Origin of the sequence: Comamonas sp. MYb396 (genome assembly GCF_037479555.1) — a bacterium.
Classification (GTDB): domain Bacteria; phylum Pseudomonadota; class Gammaproteobacteria; order Burkholderiales; family Burkholderiaceae_C; genus Comamonas.
Genome location: NZ_JBBGYU010000001.1, coordinates 690,035 through 710,840 on the forward strand (window position 1 = coordinate 690,035; position 20,806 = coordinate 710,840).

Here is a 20,806-nt window from a genome sequence, read left to right on the forward strand (position 1 = left end):
CAAAGACAAGCATGTGGAGTTTTAAAAATATCTGGTTCCAGATCCATTGGCTGATCGGCATCACCGCAGGCACGGTGCTGATCGTCATTGGCCTCACCGGCGCCACCTATTCTTTCCAGGACGAAGTGCTGGACTGGGCCAACCCGGGGACCGCCAGCGTGCCGGTGCAGCAAAGCCCGGCGCTGACGCCGCCCCAGTTGCTGGCGGCAGTGCGGGCCAGCGGTGAGCAGCGCCGTATCGACCGCATCACCTTGTACGCCGAGCCCGGGCGCAGCGCCCAGCTCGCCTTTGCACCGGAGAAGGGTGAGCGCCGGGGCCAGAGCTTCTACCTCCACCCCTACACCGGCGCCCAACTGCCGGCGCAAAGCGGCCGCGAGTTTTTTGAATGGAACGAGCGCCTGCACCGCTGGCTGCTGCTGCCGCGCGACGATGGCAAGCCGATAACCGGCAACCTCTCGCTGTGCCTGCTGCTGCTGTCGCTCTCGGGCCTGTACCTGCGCTGGCCGGCCAAACCGCTGTCCTGGCGCAGCTGGCTCACCTTCAATGTACGGCGCAAGGGCAGGCCGTTTTTGTGGGGCCTGCACTCGGTGGCCGGCACCTGGGTGCTGGTCGTCTATGTGATGCTGACCCTGACCGGCATGTACTGGGCCTTTGATGCGGTGCGTGCGCCGGTGGACCGCTGGATGGGCGCGCCCTCCCGCGCAGCGGCCCGCGCCGAGCAATCGGCCGCGCAAGAGGCCGCCCGCAAGGCGCCGCCGCTGCAGATCGAGCCCGCCACGCTGGAGCCGGCCTGGCAAGGCTTTACGCAGCTGGCCAGTGGCTGGCAGTTTGCGCAAATGCGCCTGCCCCAGCGCGCCGACCAGCCCGTGCAGTTCAGCTGGTGGGGCGCCGGTGCCCCGCATGACCGCGCGCGCAACCAGCTCAGCCTGAGCCTCGATGGCAGCGTGCAGCGCGACGACCGCTTTGCCGATCTGCCCGCCGGCCGCCGCGCGCTGGCTGCCATCTACCCGCTGCACACCGGCACCTATTTTGGGCTGACGGGCCGCATCATCGTCACCGTGGCGGCGCTGATGATGCCGCTGTTTGCGATTACCGGCTGGCTGCTCTACCTGGAGCGGCGCCGCACATCCCGCGCCGCCGCCAAGGCCCAGCGTGCGCTGCTGGCGGGCGATGGTCCGCAGCCAAGCCCCGCCACCGGTGCCAACACGGGCGCCAGCATTGCCGTGGTCTACGCCAGCCAGGCGGGCCATGCCCAGCAACTGGCGGTGCGCACCGTGGCGCGCCTGCGCAGCGCGGGCCTGGCCGCACAGCTGCTGCCCGCCGCCAACCTGGACATGGCCCAGCTGCAGCCGCATAGGCAGCTGCTGTGGGTGGCCAGCACCTTTGGCGAAGGCCAGCCGCCCGACAGCGCCCGGCGCCTGGCGCGCCTGCTGCAGCAGACGCAAGGCACGCCGCTGGCCCACCAGCGCTTTGGCATGCTGGCGCTGGGTGACCGCCAGTACAGCCAGTTCTGCGGCTTTGGCCTGGCACTGGCTGCACAGCTGGAGCGCCTGGGCGCCCAGCCCGTGTTTGCGCCCATCACCATGGATGCCGAAGACGACAGCGCCTGGCAAGCCTGGCTGCAGGCGCTGGCTGCGCACTGGGGCGTGAACGCCCCCCCGGCCACTGCGGCAGACACTGCCGCTGCCAGCGTGGCCGATTCCGATGCGCCCGACGCCGTCTTTGCGCCCGCGCAGCTGATCAGCCGCCACCACCTCAACCCCGGCAGCAGCGGCCAGCCGCTCTACCAGGTGGAGCTGGGCTTTGCGCCTGAGCAAGCGCTGCAATGGCAGGCCGGTGGCCTGGTCGAGGTCAAGGCCGCTCATGCGCCCGCCCAGGTCGATGCCTGGCTGCAGGCGCAGCAGCTCGATGGCAACGCCGCCGTGCAGTGGCGCGGCAGCGCCTGCAGCCTGCGCGATGCGCTCAGCGCCTCCGAGCTGCCCACGCTCGCAGCCCCTGCCACATCGGCCCAGGCCGTCGCCGACCAGCTGCATCCGCTGGCCCCGCGCAGCTACTCACTGGCCTCCTTGCCGGCCGATGGCCGCATTCGCCTCTATGTGCGCCAAACCCTGCGCGAGCAGCCAGGCGCCGCCCCGCAGCTGGGCCTGGCCTCGGGCTGGCTCACGGCGCATGCAGCGCTGGGCAGCCGCATTGCGCTGCGCCTGGTCGACAACCCCGGCTTTGCGCCGCTGGTCGGCGATGCGCGGCCTGCCATCTTTATGGGCAATGGCTCGGGCTATGCCGGCCTGCGCGGCCACCTGCGCCACCGCATCGCCCAGGGCCAGTTCGACAACTGGCTGATCTTTGGCGAACGCCGCCGCGCCCACGACTCCTATGCCGAAGACGAGGTCTGCGTCTGGCAGGCCCATGGCCAGATCGAGCGCGCCGACTACGCCTACTCGCGCGACGCCCGTGATGCCAGCCACCAGGCGCCCGGCCAAGGCCCGCACCGCTATGTGCAAGATGCTCTGCGCGCCGCCGCCGAGCCCCTCCAGGCTTGGCTGGCCCGGGGCGCCGTCATCTACGTCTGCGGTAGCTATGACGGCATGGCCACCGGCGTGGACCAGGCGCTGACCGAGCTGCTCGGCGAAGAAGGGCTGAACGCCTTGATCGACGAGGGCCGGTACCGGCGGGATGTGTACTGAGGCCGGTGCTGCAGCGCATGGGCTGAAGCAGCGATAAAAAAGGCGTGGCACCCTCGGGTCCACGCCTTTTGTCTTTGGGCTGGAGCAGCAGCAATCGGCAGCAGCAGCGCCATGCCCGCGCCGCTGCCCTCCTCCCTCTTACCAATTCACCCGCGCCGTCAACGTCACATTGCGCGCATCGCCGTACAGGCACACGCCGGTGCAGGCCGACAGATAGGTCTTGTTGGCCAGGTTCTTCACGTTGAGCGCAAACTGCCACTGCTGGTACTGGTAGCGCACAGCGGCATCCAGCAAGGTATAGGTGGGCATGCGCATGCGGTCTATCTCTTGCCAACCCACATGGCGCACACCGGCGCCCAGGCTCAGGCCCGGCAGCGCATCGACGCGGTAGTCCGTCCACAGCGATGCCATGTTGCGTGGCACCGAGACCGGCGTGGTGCCCTGGTTGCCGGTGGTGCTGCGCGTCACCTTGGCATCGGTGGTCGACAGGGCCACCACCACATCCCATTGGCGCTTGATCTGGGCGCGGCCCTCCAGCTCCAGGCCGCGTGACCGCACCTCGCCCGTTTGCTGCAAAAAGCCCACATGGTCGGGGTCGCTGGTCAGCACGTTCTGCTGCTTGATCTCATAGGCCGCCAAGGTGATCGAGGCATCCATGCCCCGGGGCTCGTACTTCAGCCCAATCTCATGCTGCTTGCCGGTGGTGGGCTTGAAGGTACGGCCACTGAAATCCATGCCCGACGAAGGCTGGAACGAGCGGCTGTAGCTGTAGTACGGCGACAGGCCGTTGTCCATCAAATACATGAGCCCTACGCGCGGCGTGAAGGCATGCGAGTTTTCGACCACATCGTCCGAGATCAGCTCCGAGCGCGCCCGGTCATAGCGCCCACCCACCATCAGCACCCAGCGCTGGTCGTACTTGATCTGGTCCTGCACATAGACCCCCACCTGGCGCATGGCCTCCTTTGAATGGACCGGCGCATTCAAGCTGGGCTGCGCGCCATAGACGGGGTTGAACACATCGATGGCCGGCATGCTGCCAAACTCCTGCTTGCGCGCAAAACGGGTCTGCGCCCAGTCCAGGCCCAACAGCAAGGTGTGCTCAAAACGGCCATGGGCCAGCTGGCCGATCAGCTGGTTGTCCACGCCCCAGCCCCGGTCCTTGTCCAGCCGCGTCAGGCCATAGCGGCCCACCATGCGGGGGTTGGCCGCGTCCACCCGGGCCTGCACGCCGGCATAGGCGTTGTCGGCTTTGTGGTCATAGGCCAGCAGGTTCTGCTTGAAGCGCCATTGCGTATTCAGCCGCTGCTCCAGCAGATAGCCCAAGGTCGCACCTTTCACATCAAAGTGGTCAAAACCCGGCTCGCCCAAAAACGTGCTGCGCCCAATGCGCCCATAGGGGTTGGGCAGCAGGCTGCCATCCAGCGGCTTGCCCACGTCGTAGTTGGCGCGGCTCTTGTTCAGATTGGCCAGCAGCGTCAGGTCAGTGTCGGGGGTCAGCTTCCAGTCAATGGCGGCCGACAGCGACAGGCGGTCATTGCGCATCTCGTCGATCATGCCGTCCGCATCGCGCGCCAGCGCGGTCAGCCGGTAGCGCATGCGGCCGTCCTCGGTCAGCTTGTCGCTCACATCAGCGGCGATCTGCTTTTTGTTCCAGCTGCCCAGCTGCAGCTCCACCTCGCGCAGCGGCTCATCGGTGGGGCGCTTGCTCACCAGGTTGAAGACGCCGCCCGGCGCCGCCTGTCCGTACAAAATCGAGGCCGGGCCTTTGAGCACCTCCACCCGCTCATAGGCATAGGGCTCCACCGCCCCGCTCAGCGAGTTGATCGGAAAGCGCGCACCATTCAGGTACAGCGGCGCCGCCCCGGTCACGTTGAAGCCGCGCACGGTAAAGCCCGTGCCAACATGGCGCATCGCCCCACCCTGCAGCGGCATGATGCCGGCCGAGTACTCCAGCGCCTGATCCAGCGAATCGGCGCCCTGGGCCACAATCTGCTCGCGCGGCACCACCGTCACCGACATGGGCGTCTCCGACAGCGGCGTATCCGTCTTGGTGGCCGTGGCGCTGCGCCGGGCCACAAAGCCGCCCACGGGGCCAGCGGCGCTCTCGCGCAGCGCATCGGCCTGCACCGTCACCGGCGCCAAGGTGGTTTCTGCTCCGGTCTGCGGCGCAGCCGCCTCAGCCGGTTTGATCACCAAGGCCCGCCCCTGGGGCACCACCACCAGGCCACTGCCCGCCAGCAACTGCGCCAGCGCCTGGCGCGGCGCCATGCTGCCCGATACCGCCGGCCCCTGCTTGCCCGCCACCACCGCCGGGGCATACAAGAGCTGCAGCCCCGTTTGCTGGGCCAGGGTATGGATCGCCTGCCCCAAAGGCTGGGCCGCAATCGCCACCTGGGCCGGGGCCTCCGCCTGGGCCTGGGCCCAAGCGGGAATGGCCCCGGCCACGAACAAAGACAGGGCCAAGGCCCGGGGTGCAAAAACACTGCGCGACTGCCGCATAAACAAGGTCTCCAACTGCCTGGAAATAGCCAGCACTACCCATGGAGTCGCACGGGCGGGCAGAACCCTCAGGTCGGTTGGGTAAAAAATTTGGATTATTTTTGAAGGGGAAGCGGTGCCGGGGTTGCAGGTGATGCCACGATGACGACTCGGGGCTGTAAATTCAACCAGCCAATGCAACTAGATGCAGAAATGAAAGAGCCTTTATGCGACCACTCGATGAACTGCTGGAAACTCAAGAGCCGGCCCTTCCACTTGTCGAACAATGGATCCGCGAGGCTGAACTCCCCGTCGAGATACTTCCCCCTTCAGCCAACAATGGTGATGTTCTCGTTGAGCTACAAGTGACGACCCGCTCCGTTCTAGGTGCCATTGCCTATGGAACGGGCGGCATCCTGATAGATGGTGGCTGGCTAAGGCTGCTTGGCTCTGGGCACACCAGGCTACCTCGCAATATCGCCGCGTGGAACGCGGCGCGGTCGAATGGATTTTGCCTTGTGGCAGATGATGTCGTCGGTGGCTTCTTTGCACTCAATGGGGGAGCCTTCGACGGCGACATAGGGGTAGTGCACTATCTGGCACCAGACACACTTCAGTGGGAGAGCTTGGATATTGGTCACACAGCGTTCACACAATGGGCGATGACCCAACGTCTCCACACGTTCTACGCTCAGATGCGCTGGGATGGGTGGCAGGAAGATGTACGCAATTTGCTGGGCGACCAGTGCTTCAGCTTCTATCCCTTCCTCCATACACAAGAAGGGTCAACACAGACTAGTTCAAGACGCGCGGTACCAGTTGCGGAGCAATACGCTCTGAACATAGGTTAGAGATTGAATGTCATCAGGGGACAGAAGCTGAGGTTTTTTCAGCCGTAGCGACTCACCGCCTCAGGTCGTTGACCAACAATTGGAGTCTTTGCTTAACGCCTCAATGGCGGATGCACCAGCAAACCAGCGGCTTCAGACCTGCCCCAACGCTTCGCAAGCATTCACACCTCGCGCTCTGCCCAGCTCCCGCTCGTGATCGGGCGGGTCAGCTGGTCAATCTTGGCATCAATCAACGACAGCCGTGCTCTTGCATGCGCATCGTCTTGGGTCGCCTGCATCAATAGCTCGGCGCCTTCCGCCTTCAACGCCTTTAAATAGGAGTCCGGTGTTCCATCCTCTTCAGCAGAATCTGACATGCTTGTCTCCCCAGTCTCTTGAGCAGAAATGGTAACTGGCCCAAAACAAAATGCAACGATTACGCACATAAAAAATAAGTTAAATCAATAACTTATATCAAGCTTGATTGCTCGACAATCGCTGCTATTTGTCCGGTCGACATCACTTGCTTGCGCAACAATCCGAAAGCAGAGCAGGCACTGGAATGCGGCATCCCGAGCCGGTAAACAGGCAGCCGTAAACATCTGACGGCGGTAGCAAGGCCGTTGGCCAGAGCCGTACTCACTTGCGGTCAACACAGCGAACGCAGCCGGATTCGGACATTGCCGCCTCCAACCCCATCGGCCGCGCCTAGCCCGCAACACTGTCAGTCGAGCAACTGACATCCTCCCATTGCCCCAGCCCTGCCTGCATGGCGCCCAACTTGCCGCGCACCAGCTCCAGCGCATCACTGCCCAGCAGCAGATGTGCGGGCGGCCGCTCGGCGGCAGTGGCGATGCGCAGCATCACAGCGGCTGCCTTGGCCGGGTCGCCTAGCTGCTTTCCGCTGACCGCTTGGCGGCGCGCTCGCACGGGATCAAACAGCGCGTCATAGTCGCTGATGCTGCGGGGTGCGCGCACCATCGAGCGTCCGGCCCAGTCTGTCCGGAATGAGCCCGGCGCGACGGCCGTCACGTCAATGCCCAGCGCTGCAACCTCCTTGCCCAGCGCTTCGGAGATCCCTTCCAGCGCAAACTTGCTGCCGCAGTAGTACGCAATGCCCGGCATGGTGATAAAGCCGCCCATCGATGTGATGTTCAGAATGCGCCCACGGCGGCGGGCCCGCATAAAAGGGAGGAAGGCCTTGATGACCGCAACCGCGCCAAAGACATTGACGTCAAATTGCCGCCGCAGATCTTCCAGCGGGCTCTCTTCCAGAATGCCTTCGTAGCCGTAGCCGGCGTTGTTGACGATGACGTCCACCGGCCCGATTGCCTTTTCCACGTCCTGGGCCACCCGCTCAACTGCCGCGTGGTCGGTCACATCCAGCTGCCGGGCTATCGCCTGGCTGGGGTGCATGGCCTGGAATGCCTGTGCGTCTTCGGCGCTGCGCACGGTGCCGATGACGCGATGCCCTGCGGCCAGCGCCACTTGGGAAAGAGCCTTCCCAAAGCCGCTGCTGACGCCGGTGATAAAGAAAGTTTTAGAGGATGAATCGCGCATGCTGGCTCCTGAAGGTACGAGGCCAAATGGTAGGCAAGCACGCGGCATCCAGAAATGGCGTACGCTATCCGGTCATTGCCTATTCCTACACCATGATGACTTCCACCCCGAGGCCCAGCATGGCCGCACTGCTGTCCAGCTTGGCGCTCCATGAGGGTTACACCCTGAGCCCCCTGCCCGGCGTGCGCTGGTTGCGCAGCAACCGGCCCTTGGACGTTACGCCGGTGCTGTACGAGCCGGGTATCGTCATCGTCTGCCAGGGACGCAAGCGCGGTTGGCTGGACGACCAGGAGTTTGTCTACGACGAGCAGCATGTGCTGGCTGTAGCCGTGCCCGTGCCCTTTGTCATGCAGACGGAAGCCAGCGCTGAACGTCCCTTGCTGGCCATCTACCTGCGGCTGGATTTGCAACTGGCTGCCGACATCGCCATCCAGGTGGACGAGCAGCTGCCCCATGCCACGCCGATCAGTTCGATCAGGCCGTCCAGCCTGGTGTCTTCCAGGATGGATGCAGCCCTCGCCGACGCAGTCACCCGCCTCTTACAGGCCATGTCCAAACCGCTGGAAGCCCAGGTGCTGGGCCCCTCCATCCTGCGAGAGATCTACTTCCGCGTGCTGACGGGTGAGCAAGGCGAAACCCTGCGTGCTTCGCTGGCCGCGCAAGGGCGCTTCGGGCAAATTGGCCGTGCCATTCAGCGCATCCACCGCGAGCACGCCAGTCCACTGACCGTGGCAATGCTGGCACACGAAGCGGGGCTGGGTGCGGCCGCTTTCCACCACCACTTCAAGGCCGTGACCCGCGTATCGCCGATGCAGTACCTCAAGTCCATCCGCCTGCACCAAGGGCGGCTGCTGATGATGCGGCGTGGCATGACCGCCGCCGCTGCTGCATCAGCTGTAGGTTACGAGAGCCCCTCCCAGTTCAGCCGGGAGTTCAAGCGCCTGTTCGGGCTACCACCGCAGGCCGAGGTGGAACGCATCAAGCATGCGTTCGCGCTGCCGCCGCTGCCGGAGGGACCTTTTGTGACTTCTCACTAGTTGCCCTTGGTCGATGAGTGGCAGCCCAGCACCTCTATCCCTGAAAATAATCACCGCTCGATTCAACCCGCCCCGCTTCATGAGGAGCCAACATGAAAAAACTACCTGACGATTTTCCGTTTCTCCAGGACATGTACGCCGATGGCTACTTCCCCAAGGACCTCGTCGACAAGCTGCGCGATGCCATTCAGGAAGTCGCAATGTTCGTCGGACAAGGCGGCCATTCGTTAGATGCGGTTCAGTCCCAATTGGATGTGATGACCGAAAAGATCAACGATCTTCAGGCCGAATTTGAAGACCGAGGCAGTGAGATTGAGACCGTCGCCAGAGACTCGATTGGCACCACGGTCGAGGCCATGCTCAGCTTCTTTGAGGTGGACATTGACACCGAAGAGGCCATTCGTGCCCGGGACTGGTAAGCGAGGCAGATCCCGTCTTTTCAGCGGCAAGCCTATAGCGGCCGCTGAATTCAATCGTTAAACGCCTATTCCGGCCCGTCCCAGACCATCACCTGTGAAAAGCAGATTTACTCCCCACATGAAGAAGCTTTCGACCTGGCTCACACCGGGTGTGATGGTCGCGATCGCATTTGGATTGGTCATTGGCGGTTCGTGCCTGCTGGGGTACCTACTTCCTGCCGCAAGAGATGAGGTTCAAGAATGCAGGTATCAGTGCAAGCCCAAGCAGGGAAATTTGGTGGACGACAATAACTACCCCATGTCAACAAGGGGTAGCTACCGGCAAATCTGTCAATGCTCGTAATACGTTCAACCCAGGAAACAAGGCCATGCCCCCGGCCAGTGGCCGCGCCCGACCAGGGTCACCCAAAATAAATGCGAGCAGACGGCGTGTGCATGACAGCTGCCTCCTGGTTGCACACCGTGAAGACTCAGCGCTTCCGCAAGCGGCATGCACTACAGCGGACTCCATGCGGGCAAGTCCGCTCGGTGGAGGGGTTGGCATCCACCCGATAGCGCATCCAGGTTTTCAGGCACAGCATCGAATTCGATGACGTCATTGAAGTCATTCAGTGCTGATGGTGGTTCGCCAGTCAGCTACCGTGCTGCCAGCTTTTGTAGACAAACTCCAGGCTGTAGCCATCGAGGTCCCGGACCTGGGCCGCGAAGTAACGGGGGTCGTAGTGCAGTTGCGCGCCAGGGGGGTGAATCTCGGTTCCGCCGGCGGCAAGTGCTGCCGCATGGGCGCGCCTCACCATCTCCTCGGATTCGGCCACCAAGCCGATGTGCAACGCCCCGGGAGCTGCCGTGCCCTGCCGAAGCCAAAAAAACATACGCCCCTTCGCGCCAAAGCCCTTCAAATCAGGATGTCCCGCAGGGCCGTCTGCGCCGTCGTAGTCGTGGCGGGCGGTGATGCCAAGGACAGGGAGCAGCTTTTCGTAGAAGGTGAGCGAGCGGTCGATATGGTTCACCGTGAGAAATACATGGTCAAGCATCAATGCTTCCTTTCAGATGGTGTAGCCGCCCGCGACTTCGATGTTCTGCGCGTTGATCCAGGCGCCGTCGCTGGCCAAAAGCATGGCAATCACACGCGCGACCTCGTCGGGTTCGCCGACCCTGCCCAGCGCAGTTTGCGCGGCCAGCAAACGCTCAAACTCAGCATTGAGGCCGCCACCCAGCTCCGTGCGGATGGCCCCGGGTGACACCGAGTTGACGCGGATCCGGCGTTCGCCAAACTCCTTGGCCATGTAACGTGTCAACACTTCGAGGCCCCCTTTGAATGATGCATAAGGCGCCACCCCTGCCGTGGCCACGCGCGTCGTTGCACTGGTCAGGTTCACGATGCTGGCGCCGTCTCTGAGCAGCGGCAACAAAGTCTGGGTCAGGAAGAACGGACCTTTCAAGTGCACGTTCATCAAGCCGTCGAACTGGTCCTCGGTGACGGCCGCAATCGGGTTGAAGATACCGTAACCCGCGTTGTTCACGAGGCCCGATAGCCTGTCAGCCTGCCAGGTCGAGGCCAAGGCCTCCTGCACCGCGAGCCGGAAGGACGCAAACGTGCTGATGTTGGCCACGTCCAGGGGCAGGGCAACGGCCTGTCCCCCGTCAGTGGCGATGTGCCGAACCACCTTTTGCGCAGCCTCGGGGTTTCGGTGGTAGGTCAGGATAACGCCCTGTCCGCGGCGAGCGCAGTCAATGGCGGTGCTTGCACCGATGCCTCGGCTGCCTCCGGTGATAACGACGATGTCCATATGAAGTTCCAACAAGTTCCAGTGCTTCAACGATAGGCTTTCACGCGCGATATCGCCCACCTGTTCCTGCCTAACTCCTGCCCATTTCTGCTTGTTCGCTTGTACCGCTGCCAAGATCGCGGTCCAATGTCGCATGAATGAGCAACTGAACGAACTCCGCGCGCTGGCGGCCCATGCCGAAAACCGGAGGACGGAGACCGGTATCCCGCGCGTGGCGATGGTGCAGGGGGCTATTCCGGAGCACCAGCTGGCCGCCGTGTACGAACCGATGGTCAATCTCATTCTTCAGGGAAGCAAATCGATGTCCGTAGGCGGCCAGACCTTGCACTACGACCCTGCCACCTACTTTGTCATGTCCATCGAGCTTCCAGCGGCCGGGGTCGTGCGCCCAAGCCGCACCGGGGAGCCCTACTTGGCCGTAAGCCTGACCCTGGTGCCGGCGCTGCTGGCGGAGCTGCTGGCGGATCTGCCCCATGCTGCGCAAGAACCCGCCAGGGAGTCGGGATTCTCCGTTGCGGCGGTAACGCCCCAGTTGCTGGACGCCTGGGTTCGCATGCTGCGACTGATGAAGGCTCCGGCAGACATTGCGGTGCTGGCCCCCGCCTACGAACGCGAGATTCTCTACCGCGTGCTCCAGGGCCCCATGGGTTGGATGCTGCGCGACATTGCCACGCCGGACACCGCCTTGGCACGCATCAACCGGGTGGTGCAGCGCCTGCGCCATGAGTTCGCGCAGCCCTTGCGGATGGAGGCGCTCGCGGCCGACGCGGCGATGAGCGTTTCTGCATTTCATCGCCACTTCAAGGCGGTGACCTCGCTCAGTCCGCTGCAATACCAAAAGCAGGTCCGCCTGCTCCAGGCCAGAACGCTGCTCATCACGGCAGGGCACAACGTCACGTCAGCCGCTCACGAGGTGGGTTACGAGAGCGCGACCCAATTCAGCCGGGAATACGCCAGAGCGTTCGGAATGCCGCCCGCCAAGGATGCGGCTCGTCTTGCCGCAGGCATGCGGTAAATAAGGCATATGCAAGCGGATTTGCGCCCCCTGCAGTGAGCGGCACGGGCATAGGCCTCTTAGCCGTTCCTCCCTTTTCCGCTGCAGTGCGCCGCGTTCAGCCGGCCCGGGGCAGCCAGCCCGGGGCAGCCGGCGATAGATCTGGGCCGCTCGCTGCTGCCGACGGTCGTGGGTACGCTCCTTGCAGGAGGAGACGCATGCACGGCGGACGCATGCCCCGCCCTGTCGCGCCAGGCCCCGCGCTGCCACCTCAACGCAGCTTCACGATCTCCGTCACCCCGCCCTCGGTCTTGAGCCGCACCGGCAGCAGCAGCGGCAGCGCCTGGGCAAAGCTGGCCGCCTCGCGCAGGTCAAAGCTGCCGCCCACCCGCATCGCAGCGACGGCCGGGTCGCGCACGACCAGGCGGGTCTCGCCATAGCGCTCAAACTCGGCCAGCGCCTGCGCCAGCGGTGCGTCCTGAAAATTCACCCGCCCTTTGCGCCAGGCCGCGACATGGCCCACCGGCAAGGCCTGCGGCCCTGCCAGGCTGCCCTCGGCCTGCGCGGTCACCCGCTGGCCGGCCACCAGCTCCACCGCTGCCGGCCCGGCCAGGGTCTGGGCGTCCACACCCATCTGCGCCACCCGCACCCGGCCTGATTCGACCTCGACCACCGTCTGGCCGGCATCCAGCCCGGCGCGGGTATGGCGTACCGAGAATCTGGTGCCCAGCACCGTCACCAGGGTGTGCCCCGCCCGCACCTCAAACGGGCGCTGTGCATCGGCGCTGGCATGGAACAGCGCCTGGCCCTCGAGCAAGCGCACCTCGCGCCGGCCCCGGAACAGCTGCACCTGCGCCTGCGATGCGGCATCGAGCAGCATCTGCGAGCCATCGGGCAGCCGTATCTGCAGCGCCTGGCCGCGCTCGGTGGCGTAGTGCTCGCTGAACAGCGGCTGGCTGCGCCAGTGCGACCAGCCCAGCCAGCCGCCCACTACCAGCACCAGCACGGCAGCGGCCATGCCCAGATTGGGCAGCCAGTGGCTGGCAGACCACCAGCGTGCCCGGCGCCGTGCGGCTACGGCGCTGGGCGGGATAGCTGCCGCAATGGTCGCTGCGGGTTCGGCAGCTTCAGCGGTAGCCGCCACTTGCTCCTGTGCCTGTGCCTGCGCCTGTGCCTGTGCCTGCGCCTGCGCTTGTTCCTTGTCGCGCGCCAAGCCCGCCCGCAGCGCATGCTGCAGCGCTGGCGGCATCGCACGCAGCCGGGTGTGGCTGTGCTCCAGCGCATCCAGCGCCTGCGCATGGGCCGGGTCGGCCGCCAGCCAGGCGGCCAAGGCGGCAGCCTGCTCGGCGGGCAGTGCCTGGCCGCTGCGCCGGCGCGTGGCCCACAGGGCGGCCTGCAGGCCCAGGGCATCCTGGCCCTGCGCAAACGCCGCAAATGCGGCCTCATCGGCAGCATCCTGGCGGTCAGCATCGGCGGTGTGGGGGCGGGGCAAGGTCATCGCTGGGGGGTGTCGTCGTGCCGGTATCAAGGCTGGCGGGTGGCAGGCAAGGCGGCATCTGGCCGCTGGGCTGCGCTGGGCGCCCCGCCTTGCTGCAGCAGCTCGCAGGCGCGGCAGGCCAGGCGGCCACGGGCAATATGCTTTTCCACCATGCTCAGCGATATGCCCATGCGCTGGGCAATCTGGGCATAGGGCATGTCGTCAAACACATGCAGCATAAACGCTTCACGGCAGCGCAGCGGCAAGGCCTCAATGGCCGAGGCATAGGCGGCCATCGCCTGCGCGCTCGACAGCAGCGCGTCGGGCTCCTCATGCGCGGGGCCCGGGGGTTGGGCGGTTTCATCGAGCGCATGCAGGTCCTCGTGCGTGCGCAGCTGCGCGCGCCGGTACTGGTCCACCATCACATGGCGCGCCGTCTGGTAGAGCAGCGCGCGCGGCTCGGCGATCGCTGCGCGCGCCTGCTCCATCGCCAGCACCCGGGCGTAGCTCTCCTGCACGATGTCGGCAGCGGCATCGCGGTCGCGCACCTGGCGCAGGCAGAAGTTCAGCAGTTCTCGGTAGTAGTGGACGAACACGGGTCAGCGGCCAGACAGGGGGATCGCAGGGATATCGCAGTGCTTGTGCAGCCATGGCGCCATGCAATAACGCGAATGAATCGCATTATCCATATTTTGACTACTGTTTACATATAATAAGAACCATTCTCATCGCGTCACCCCCAACACCATGCACCCAGGCCCCGGCATTCCGCCCTCACCTTCTGTCGATCCGGTGCAGGCCCTGTACGAGGCGCACCACAGCTGGCTGGTCGCGAGGCTGCGGCGCAAGCTCGGCTGCGCCTGGGATGCGGCCGATCTGGCGCAAAACACCTTTGTGCGCGTGCTGGGCACCCAGCGCCAGCAACTCCAGGCGCTGCTGGAGCCGCGCGCCTACCTCACCACCATTGCGCAGCGCCTGCTGTCCAACCACCTGCGCCGCCGCCAGATCGAGCGCGCCTACCTCGATGCGCTCGCGCTGCTGCCCGAGCCCGTGGCCCCGCCGCCCGATGCGCAGCTGATGGTGCTCGAAACCCTGGTCGCCATTGACCGCCTGCTCGGCGGCCTGCCGGTGGTTGCCCGCAAGGCCTTTTTGCTGTGGCGGCTGGAGGACCTGACGCAGGAAGAAATTGCCCAGCAGCTGGGCATATCGCGCACCAGCGTGCGCCGCCACCTGGCCGCAGCGGCCGAGCGCTGCTATTTTGCGGACCAGGCCTGAGATGGCCGCACCCGAACACCTGCCCGGCAGCCTGCCGCTGGGCGCGCAGGCCATGCCTGGCGCGCTGCCGCCCACCATCCCACCCGCCGTTGCCCAGGCCGCCGTGCGCTGGCTGCTCGATCTGGAGCCCGGCGACAGCACCGCTGCCCGCCGCAAGCGCCAGCAGTGGCAAAGCTGGCTCGACGCCGACCCGCTCCATGCCCAGGCCTGGCAGCGCATGGCGCAGATCGATGGCCAGTTGCGTGGCGTGCCCACGGCAGTGGCAGTGCAGACCCTCGCCTCCCCTGCGCTGTCGCGCCGCCACGCGGTGCGCCTAGCGGTGATGCTGGGGGCCGGTGCTGGCGGCCTGCTGGCCCTGGGCCACAGCCCGCTGGGCGAACAGGCCTGGCTCAGCGCCAGCGCCGATCTATCAACAGCCACCGGTGAGCAGCAGCGCACGGTTTTGGCCGATGGCACGCGCCTGCTGCTCAATACCGCCACGGCCGTGGACCTGCGCTACAGCAGCAGCGAGCGGCTGATTGTGCTGCGCGCCGGGGAGATCCAGATCGAGAGCGCCGCCGACCCCAGCCCCGACCCTGCCACCGGCCAGGCCCGCCCCTTGCGGGTGCGCAGCAGCCAGGGCTGGGCGCGCGCCATTGGCACGCGCTTTAGCGTGCGCCAGTATGCGGACGACACGCTGGTGCAGGTGCAAGAAGGCCAGGTAGAACTGCAGCTGCTACCAGATTTGCGCAACGACATGGGCCAGACCCTGCGCCTGGCTGCTGGCGAGCAAGGCCGCATCGCCGCCAGCGGGCTGCTGCGCCAGGGGCCCGCTCCCACTGCCGGCCTGGCCTGGACCCAGGGCATGCTGGTGGCCGACGATATGCGTCTGGGCGACTTTATCGCCGAGCTGGCCCGCTACCGCCCCGGCCGCCTGCACTGCACGCCCGAGGCCGCAGCCTTGCGCGTATCGGGCAGCTACCCCTTGGCGGATACCGACAAGGTGCTGGCGGCGCTCAGCCAGACTTTGCCGCTGCGCATCAGCAGCCGTACGCGCTGGTGGGTCACGGTGGACAAAAGCTAATCACGCAAGCGCATCCCTCAGCGTATTGAAAAAAAGATGGCCAATTGGCCTAGCCCGCGTGTCAAGCCCTGCACAAGCGCCGCAAAAACCATGGCGGCGCGCTGCAACCAGCTTGTCAAACTCGGGACCTATTCGCATGTACCGCTCTCGCTTCTCTGCCCCCGCCACACCCCGTGGCACCGCGCTCTCCGCCCATCTGCTGTGCCTGGGCCTGGCCGCCTGCGCCAGCCTTGCAGCACTGGCACCCACCTCTGCCCAGGCGCAGGCCCAGCAGCCAGCCCACACCCCTGCGGCGCGCAGCTACTCCATCCCTGCCGGCCCGCTGGCCGCAGCGCTCAACCGCCTGGGGCAGGAATCGGGCACGCTGATCTCGTTCGCGCCCGATACCGTTGCCGGCCTGCACAGCCCCGGCGTGCAGGGCGCCGCCGATGTGGGCCAGGCGCTGGGCAGTCTGCTGGCGGGCTTGCCGCTGCAGGCCCAGCGCGACGCCAGTGGCAGCTATGTGGTGCGCCGTGTGGCACCCACCGCCGCAGCACCGGCTGCAGTGGCCGCAAGCGCGGCAGAAGGCGCGCCCAGCATCACCTTGCCTGAGCTGCGCGTAACCGCCCAGGCCGAGCGCAGTGCCACCACCGAAGGCACCGGCAGCTACACCATCCGCAGCACGGCAGCCGCCACCGGCCTGCAGCTGTCGCCGCGCGAGACGCCGCAATCGGTCAGCGTGCTCACGCGCCAGCAGATCGAGGACCAGGGCATCACCAGCATTGGCGAGGCCGCGCGCCACATCACCGGCATCTCGGCCATCAGCTCCGACAGCGACCGCACCGATCTGGACGCCCGGGGCTTCTACATCGACAACTACCAGTACGACGGCGTGCCCACCTATGTTGCCAATGACTTTTTTGGCGCCTCGATGCTCGACCCGATTCTGTACGACCGCATCGAGGTCGTGCGTGGTGCGACGGGCCTGATGACCGGCGCGGGCAACCCCGGTGCTTCGGTCAACCTGGTGCGCAAACGCGCCAGCAGCAAAACCTTCACCGGCTCGGCCAGCCTCAGCCTGGGCTCCTGGAACGAGCGCCGCGCCACCCTCGACCTGAGCACGCCGTTGACCGATGACGGCCGCATCCGCGCCCGCGTGGCCGCGATGGCCGACGAGCGCGACTCGCACCTGGACCGCTACCACACGCGCAACCGCGCCTTGCTCGCCACCGTCGAGGCCGATCTGACGCCCGACACCACCGCCTGGATCGGCCTGGAGCACCAGGCCAAGCGCCCCACCGGCGTCACCTGGGGCGGTCTGCCCATGGTCTACCAGGATGGCAGCGCCACGCACTGGCCGCGCTCGTTCAGCATTGGCGCCGATTGGACCGAGTGGAACACCACCAGCCGCACCACCTACGCCGGGCTCGAGCACCGCTTTGACAATGGCTGGTCCATCAAGGCCAATGCCAGCCGCCTCGATGCCGACTACACCTCCAAGCTCTTTTACCTGCTGAACGAACCCGACAAGAACACCGGCCTGGGCCTGGGCCCCTACCCCAATTACTCGCGCCAGAGCTTTGCGCAAAACAGCGGCAGCCTGCAGGCCACTGGGCCATTTGATCTGCTCGGCCGCAAGCACGAGGCGGTGCTGGGCCTGACCGGCAGCCAGTCCAACTACGCCTACGGCAACCATGCCTACACCGCCACCCCCGTGGGCAATATCTTTGACTGGGATGGCTCCTACCCCGAGCCGGTCTGGGGTGCCTTCCGCCCGCTGGGCGATGACCGCACGCGCCAGACTGCCGTCTACGGCGCGCTGCGCCTGTCGCTGGCCGATGACCTCAAGCTCATCGCCGGTGGGCGCGAAACCCGCTGGGAAAGCCAGAGCCTGACGGAGACGCGCAAGCACAAGGTCTTCACGCCTTACGCGGGCCTGCTGTATGACCTGAACGCCACCTACACCGTCTACGCCAGCTATACCGATATCTTCCAGCCGCAAAACTACCAGGACACGCAGGGCCGCTACCTGGACCCTGTGACCGGCAAAGCCTACGAGGCCGGCATCAAGGCCGCGTTTCTCGATGGCAAGGTCAATGCGTCCCTGGCCGTGTTCCGCATTGCCCAGGACAATGTTGCCGTGCAAGACGGCGACAACATGATTGGCGGCACCGGCAACCCCGCCTACCGGGGCGAGAAGGGTGTCACCAGCAAGGGCTTTGAGGCCGAGGTCTCCGGCGAGCTGGCCCGGGGCTGGCAGCTGATTGCCGGTTTTGCCCGGGCCGATGCCCGCGCCGCCGATGATTCGCGCCTGCAGTCGCAGCGCCCCAACAACATGGCCCACCTCTACACCAGCTACCGCCTGCCCGGCAACTGGAGCGCCCTCAAGGTGGGCGGAGGCCTGACCTGGCGCGGCGCCACCTACGCCACCACCACCACGTCGACGGACGTGGAGGCGCGCCGCGACCAGGGCTCCATCACCCTCGCCAGCCTGATGGCCAGCTACGACATCTCGCGCCAGCTGTCGCTGCAGCTCAACATCAACAACCTGTTCGACAAAACCTACTTCGACTTTGCCGGCAGCCAGATCTACTACGGTGCGCCGCGCAAGTTCACGCTGACCGCCAAGTACGATTTCTAATCGGCACCAAGCGCCAACAACAACGCCCGCTGGCAAACCCAGCGGGCTGCTTGTCTCAGGCTTGGTGGAGATGTCGCACAACCCATGCTCTGCCCCATGGCTGGGTCTTAGGGATCCGGCAAATGTGCGGCTTGAAAACCCAAGAACATCTGCAGAATCAGTGCGAGCGGTTGATCGATCCATTCTCAGGCCCCTTGCAAAGATTCCCAGTACCTGGGGCAGCAGTCCCACCCGCTAAGGCGACACGTTTTCAGTAAGCAGCGCGTTAGCGCCCCGACAGTCAAATAGGGCTCTTTTAGGTGAAGGCCTTTGCTATACTGCCGCGCACAGGCAGGAGAGCCGCCATCAACACCCCAGCTGACATCGACCTGAGCGTCCTCACTGCGACGAACTCCAGGGCCGCACACTACATTCTTGAAATCGTTAAAGCGCAGACTGGCATGGGGCTGGTAGGCATGGCCTGGGTTCGCTCCAATATGTGGCGTGCATGCGCTGTGGTGGACGACATGGGCCTGGGCATGAAAGCCGGTGACGAACTGGATGTGGACAGCACCCTGTGTAAGGACGTCATGGAATCCCAGCTTGGGATTGCATTTGATGACGCGCTGGACCACCCTGTTTTTCGCGACCATAAAACGCCCAAGCTCTACGGATTTCGCGCCTATATCAGCGAACCGATTCTGCTAACCGATGGCAGCTATTTCGGTAATTTGTTTGCCTTGGATGCAGAGCCCAGGCCCATCACAAGCGAGAAAAACCGCGCCATTTTTACCGCTTGCGCCGGTATTCTTGGCAAGCTTCTCCAAGACCAGCTGATATCCCAGCAGCTGACCAACGAAATTCAAAGCTTTAAAGAGACGGGCAACGCCCGCGAGGTGTTCCTGGCCGTTGTCGCCCACGATCTACGCAACCCTTTGCAGGCGATCACGATGGGCGCAAAGATGCTCGCGCGGGGCGACGAGCCCAAGGCGGCCAAGCTCGGAGAGCGCATCGCTACCAGCGCCCGCCGCATGAGCAAGCTCATAGATGATCTCGTCGATTACGCCAAAGGCCGCGCCGGCAACGCCATATCCGTGGCCCCTGAACCCACGCAAAACCTCGCGGCGGCCCTGCACACCGTCGTCGATGAGTTTGTAGAAGCGCATCCGCAGCATGCGTTCGTCGCATCGCTTCAGCTCCCAGCGGAGGTACGTGTCGACATCCCACGTATCCAGCAGCTCTTATCCAACCTGCTGGGAAACGCGGTGGCCTATGGCGGGTCTGACTTTCCGATTCAGATCACCGGCAGCCTGGAAGGAAAAGACATCGTCATTCTGGTCAACAACCGGGGGCCTCTGGTACCGGACGAAGTGATGGCCCAGATGTTCGACCCCCACTTCCAGGGGCCCAAGTCTGCCGCCACCAGCATGGGGCTGGGCTTGAGCATCTGCAAACAGATCGTCGCAGCCCACCAGGGAAGCTTGACAGTGCTATCTTGTTCAGATGCCGGCACCACCTTCACGATCAGACTGCCCGTGGTTCTGTAGGCGGACAAGAATAAGCCGGGCGCTGGAAACAGCACGAGGTCGATAAGTCACCAACACGGCCCAGCAAGCCCAAAATGAGACTAAGACAGCTCCGAACCTGGCGCCCGTCCGAAGGCCGTGCACAGAGCACGTCCCCGCACCAACCACGCAAAAATAGCCCGCTGGCTAACCAGCAGGCTATTTTTATTTGGGCAACAAAATGCGCTACCCCATCAAAGGCCAATGCAGTAAGGAATTTGATCCCCAGCAACGTACCCATTCAAGGGGTTAAGACAGCCCCTGAGACTAGGCGTCCCCGACGAGGCGCGCAACCGCAGACAGTACTGAAGGTACGGCAAGGTTCTGCAACGAAGTATCAGGGCCTGTATTAGCCCCGCCCCGATCAAATCCAAGGGACGCCGTAGTATTCATTCACCTTTCGGCCATATTCGTCGTTATAGTCCTGCGTCGTCTCACGCGCATAGCGCGGCGCGCCTTCCAGCTGCTCCTTGGTGAGCGACACAACATAGCCGCCCAGGCCCGTGTCGTACTTCAGCGTTTCCCAAGGCAGAGGGTACACATCGGTGCCCATGCCCAAAAAGCCGCCAAACTCCATCACCGCGTAGCGGACCTTGCCGGTGAGCTTGTCCAGCAGCAGGCTTTCCACCGAGCCCAGCTTGTCGCCATTGGGGTTGTACACCTTGGTGCCTTGCACCTTGTCCGAAGAGATCACGCTCGATGCTGTGTTGATCGTATTCATAGGGTTCTCCTGTGTTGGAAAGCGGGATTGCAAAGGGGCCGATGCGGGGTGCCGGTAAGAGCGCTTCCGTGATGTCTCGGCCTTGGATTCAATGCTAAACAGCGGCGCGGTCCAGCCGGGTAGTCATCGCCGTCCGATAGCCGTAGGACGGGCCGCACCGGTTTTGCAGGACTGGAAAAAGCGCCCATTTCTGCGGGGCGTATCGTCTCCCGTAAGCCCCTGCGCACGTGGGCTCGCCCACCACAGATGCCCCTGCACACCGTCTTGGATGGGTGAGCAGCTGCCACACCGCATTGGCAGGGCTGCGCCAC

The 20,806-nt window shown here is 64.7% G+C and carries 17 protein-coding genes; 9 read left to right on the forward strand and 8 right to left on the reverse strand.

The window, feature by feature from the left end:
• The first annotated feature begins 11 nt into the window (after positions 1–11).
• A complete protein-coding gene (locus WH265_RS03260; protein ID WP_339557303.1) occupies positions 12–2,684 on the forward strand; it encodes a PepSY domain-containing protein in 2,673 nt (890 codons plus the stop codon).
• A 138-nt stretch (positions 2,685–2,822) separates the two neighbouring features.
• Here the strand turns inward: WH265_RS03260 and WH265_RS03265 are convergent, their stop codons facing one another.
• Positions 2,823–5,150 (reverse strand): TonB-dependent siderophore receptor, encoded by a 2,328-nt coding sequence (locus WH265_RS03265; protein WP_339557304.1) that lies wholly within the window; start codon positions 5,148–5,150, stop codon positions 2,823–2,825.
• Positions 5,151–5,392: 242 nt separating this feature from the next.
• Between WH265_RS03265 and WH265_RS03270 the strand changes: the two genes are divergently transcribed.
• Complete coding sequence (locus WH265_RS03270) at positions 5,393–6,016, forward strand: DUF2625 domain-containing protein (RefSeq protein WP_021025664.1); 624 nt, start codon at positions 5,393–5,395, stop codon at positions 6,014–6,016.
• 161 nt (positions 6,017–6,177) lie between these two features.
• On the opposite strand, the gene WH265_RS03275 is transcribed toward WH265_RS03270, so the two are convergent.
• Together WH265_RS03275 and WH265_RS03280 are read right to left on the reverse strand one after the other, a co-directional pair.
• A complete protein-coding gene (locus WH265_RS03275; protein WP_148293063.1) occupies positions 6,178–6,372 on the reverse strand; it encodes a hypothetical protein in 195 nt (64 codons plus the stop codon).
• 331 nt (positions 6,373–6,703) lie between these two features.
• The gene (locus tag WH265_RS03280) at positions 6,704–7,555 is read right to left on the reverse strand and encodes an oxidoreductase (RefSeq protein WP_339557305.1); all 852 of its coding nucleotides are present in this window, start codon (positions 7,553–7,555) and stop codon (positions 6,704–6,706) included.
• Positions 7,556–7,647: 92 nt separating this feature from the next.
• Here WH265_RS03280 and WH265_RS03285 point away from each other — a divergent pair, with 92 nt between their 5' ends.
• Positions 7,648–8,592, forward strand: coding sequence for an AraC family transcriptional regulator (locus WH265_RS03285; RefSeq protein ID WP_339557306.1), 945 nt, complete (start codon positions 7,648–7,650; stop codon positions 8,590–8,592).
• Positions 8,593–8,684: 92 nt separating this feature from the next.
• Positions 8,685–9,011 (forward strand): DUF5713 family protein, encoded by a 327-nt coding sequence (locus WH265_RS03290; protein ID WP_339536772.1) that lies wholly within the window; start codon positions 8,685–8,687, stop codon positions 9,009–9,011.
• 632 nt (positions 9,012–9,643) lie between these two features.
• Here WH265_RS03290 and WH265_RS03295 read toward each other — a convergent pair.
• Positions 9,644–10,045 carry a VOC family protein gene (locus WH265_RS03295; protein ID WP_339536773.1) on the reverse strand — a complete coding sequence of 134 codons (402 nt, stop codon included), beginning with the start codon at positions 10,043–10,045 and terminating at the stop codon, positions 9,644–9,646.
• Between the two features lie 12 nt (positions 10,046–10,057).
• On the reverse strand, positions 10,058–10,801 hold the full coding sequence (locus WH265_RS03300; protein ID WP_445228482.1) for an SDR family NAD(P)-dependent oxidoreductase: 744 nt from the start codon (positions 10,799–10,801) through the stop codon (positions 10,058–10,060).
• Positions 10,802–10,934: 133 nt separating this feature from the next.
• Between WH265_RS03300 and WH265_RS03305 the strand changes: the two genes are divergently transcribed.
• Entirely contained in the window at positions 10,935–11,816 is an 882-nt protein-coding gene (locus WH265_RS03305; RefSeq protein ID WP_021025671.1) for an AraC family transcriptional regulator, read from the forward strand.
• Positions 11,817–12,066: 250 nt separating this feature from the next.
• Here WH265_RS03305 and WH265_RS03310 read toward each other — a convergent pair whose 3' ends face one another.
• Positions 12,067–13,293 carry a FecR family protein gene (locus WH265_RS03310; RefSeq protein ID WP_339557308.1) on the reverse strand — a complete coding sequence of 409 codons (1,227 nt, stop codon included), beginning with the start codon at positions 13,291–13,293 and terminating at the stop codon, positions 12,067–12,069.
• Positions 13,294–13,319: 26 nt separating this feature from the next.
• Positions 13,320–13,868, reverse strand: coding sequence for an RNA polymerase sigma factor (locus WH265_RS03315; RefSeq protein ID WP_339557309.1), 549 nt, complete (start codon positions 13,866–13,868; stop codon positions 13,320–13,322).
• A 151-nt stretch (positions 13,869–14,019) separates the two neighbouring features.
• Between WH265_RS03315 and WH265_RS03320 the strand changes: the two genes are divergently transcribed.
• From WH265_RS03320 to WH265_RS03335, 4 genes are all read left to right on the forward strand, one after another.
• The gene (locus WH265_RS03320; protein WP_339519343.1) at positions 14,020–14,547 is read left to right on the forward strand and encodes a sigma-70 family RNA polymerase sigma factor; all 528 of its coding nucleotides are present in this window, start codon (positions 14,020–14,022) and stop codon (positions 14,545–14,547) included.
• A 1-nt stretch (position 14,548) separates the two neighbouring features.
• Positions 14,549–15,610, forward strand: a complete 1,062-nt coding sequence (locus WH265_RS03325; RefSeq protein WP_339557310.1) for a FecR domain-containing protein — start codon at positions 14,549–14,551, stop codon at positions 15,608–15,610.
• Positions 15,611–15,746: 136 nt separating this feature from the next.
• The gene (locus tag WH265_RS03330; RefSeq protein ID WP_339557311.1) at positions 15,747–18,230 is read left to right on the forward strand and encodes a TonB-dependent siderophore receptor; all 2,484 of its coding nucleotides are present in this window, start codon (positions 15,747–15,749) and stop codon (positions 18,228–18,230) included.
• Between the two features lie 299 nt (positions 18,231–18,529).
• Positions 18,530–19,756 (forward strand): GAF domain-containing sensor histidine kinase, encoded by a 1,227-nt coding sequence (locus tag WH265_RS03335; protein ID WP_339557312.1) that lies wholly within the window; start codon positions 18,530–18,532, stop codon positions 19,754–19,756.
• Between the two features lie 382 nt (positions 19,757–20,138).
• Here the strand turns inward: WH265_RS03335 and WH265_RS03340 are convergent, their stop codons facing one another.
• Positions 20,139–20,495 (reverse strand): PRC-barrel domain-containing protein, encoded by a 357-nt coding sequence (locus WH265_RS03340; RefSeq protein WP_021028025.1) that lies wholly within the window; start codon positions 20,493–20,495, stop codon positions 20,139–20,141.
• Positions 20,496–20,806 lie beyond the last annotated feature (311 nt).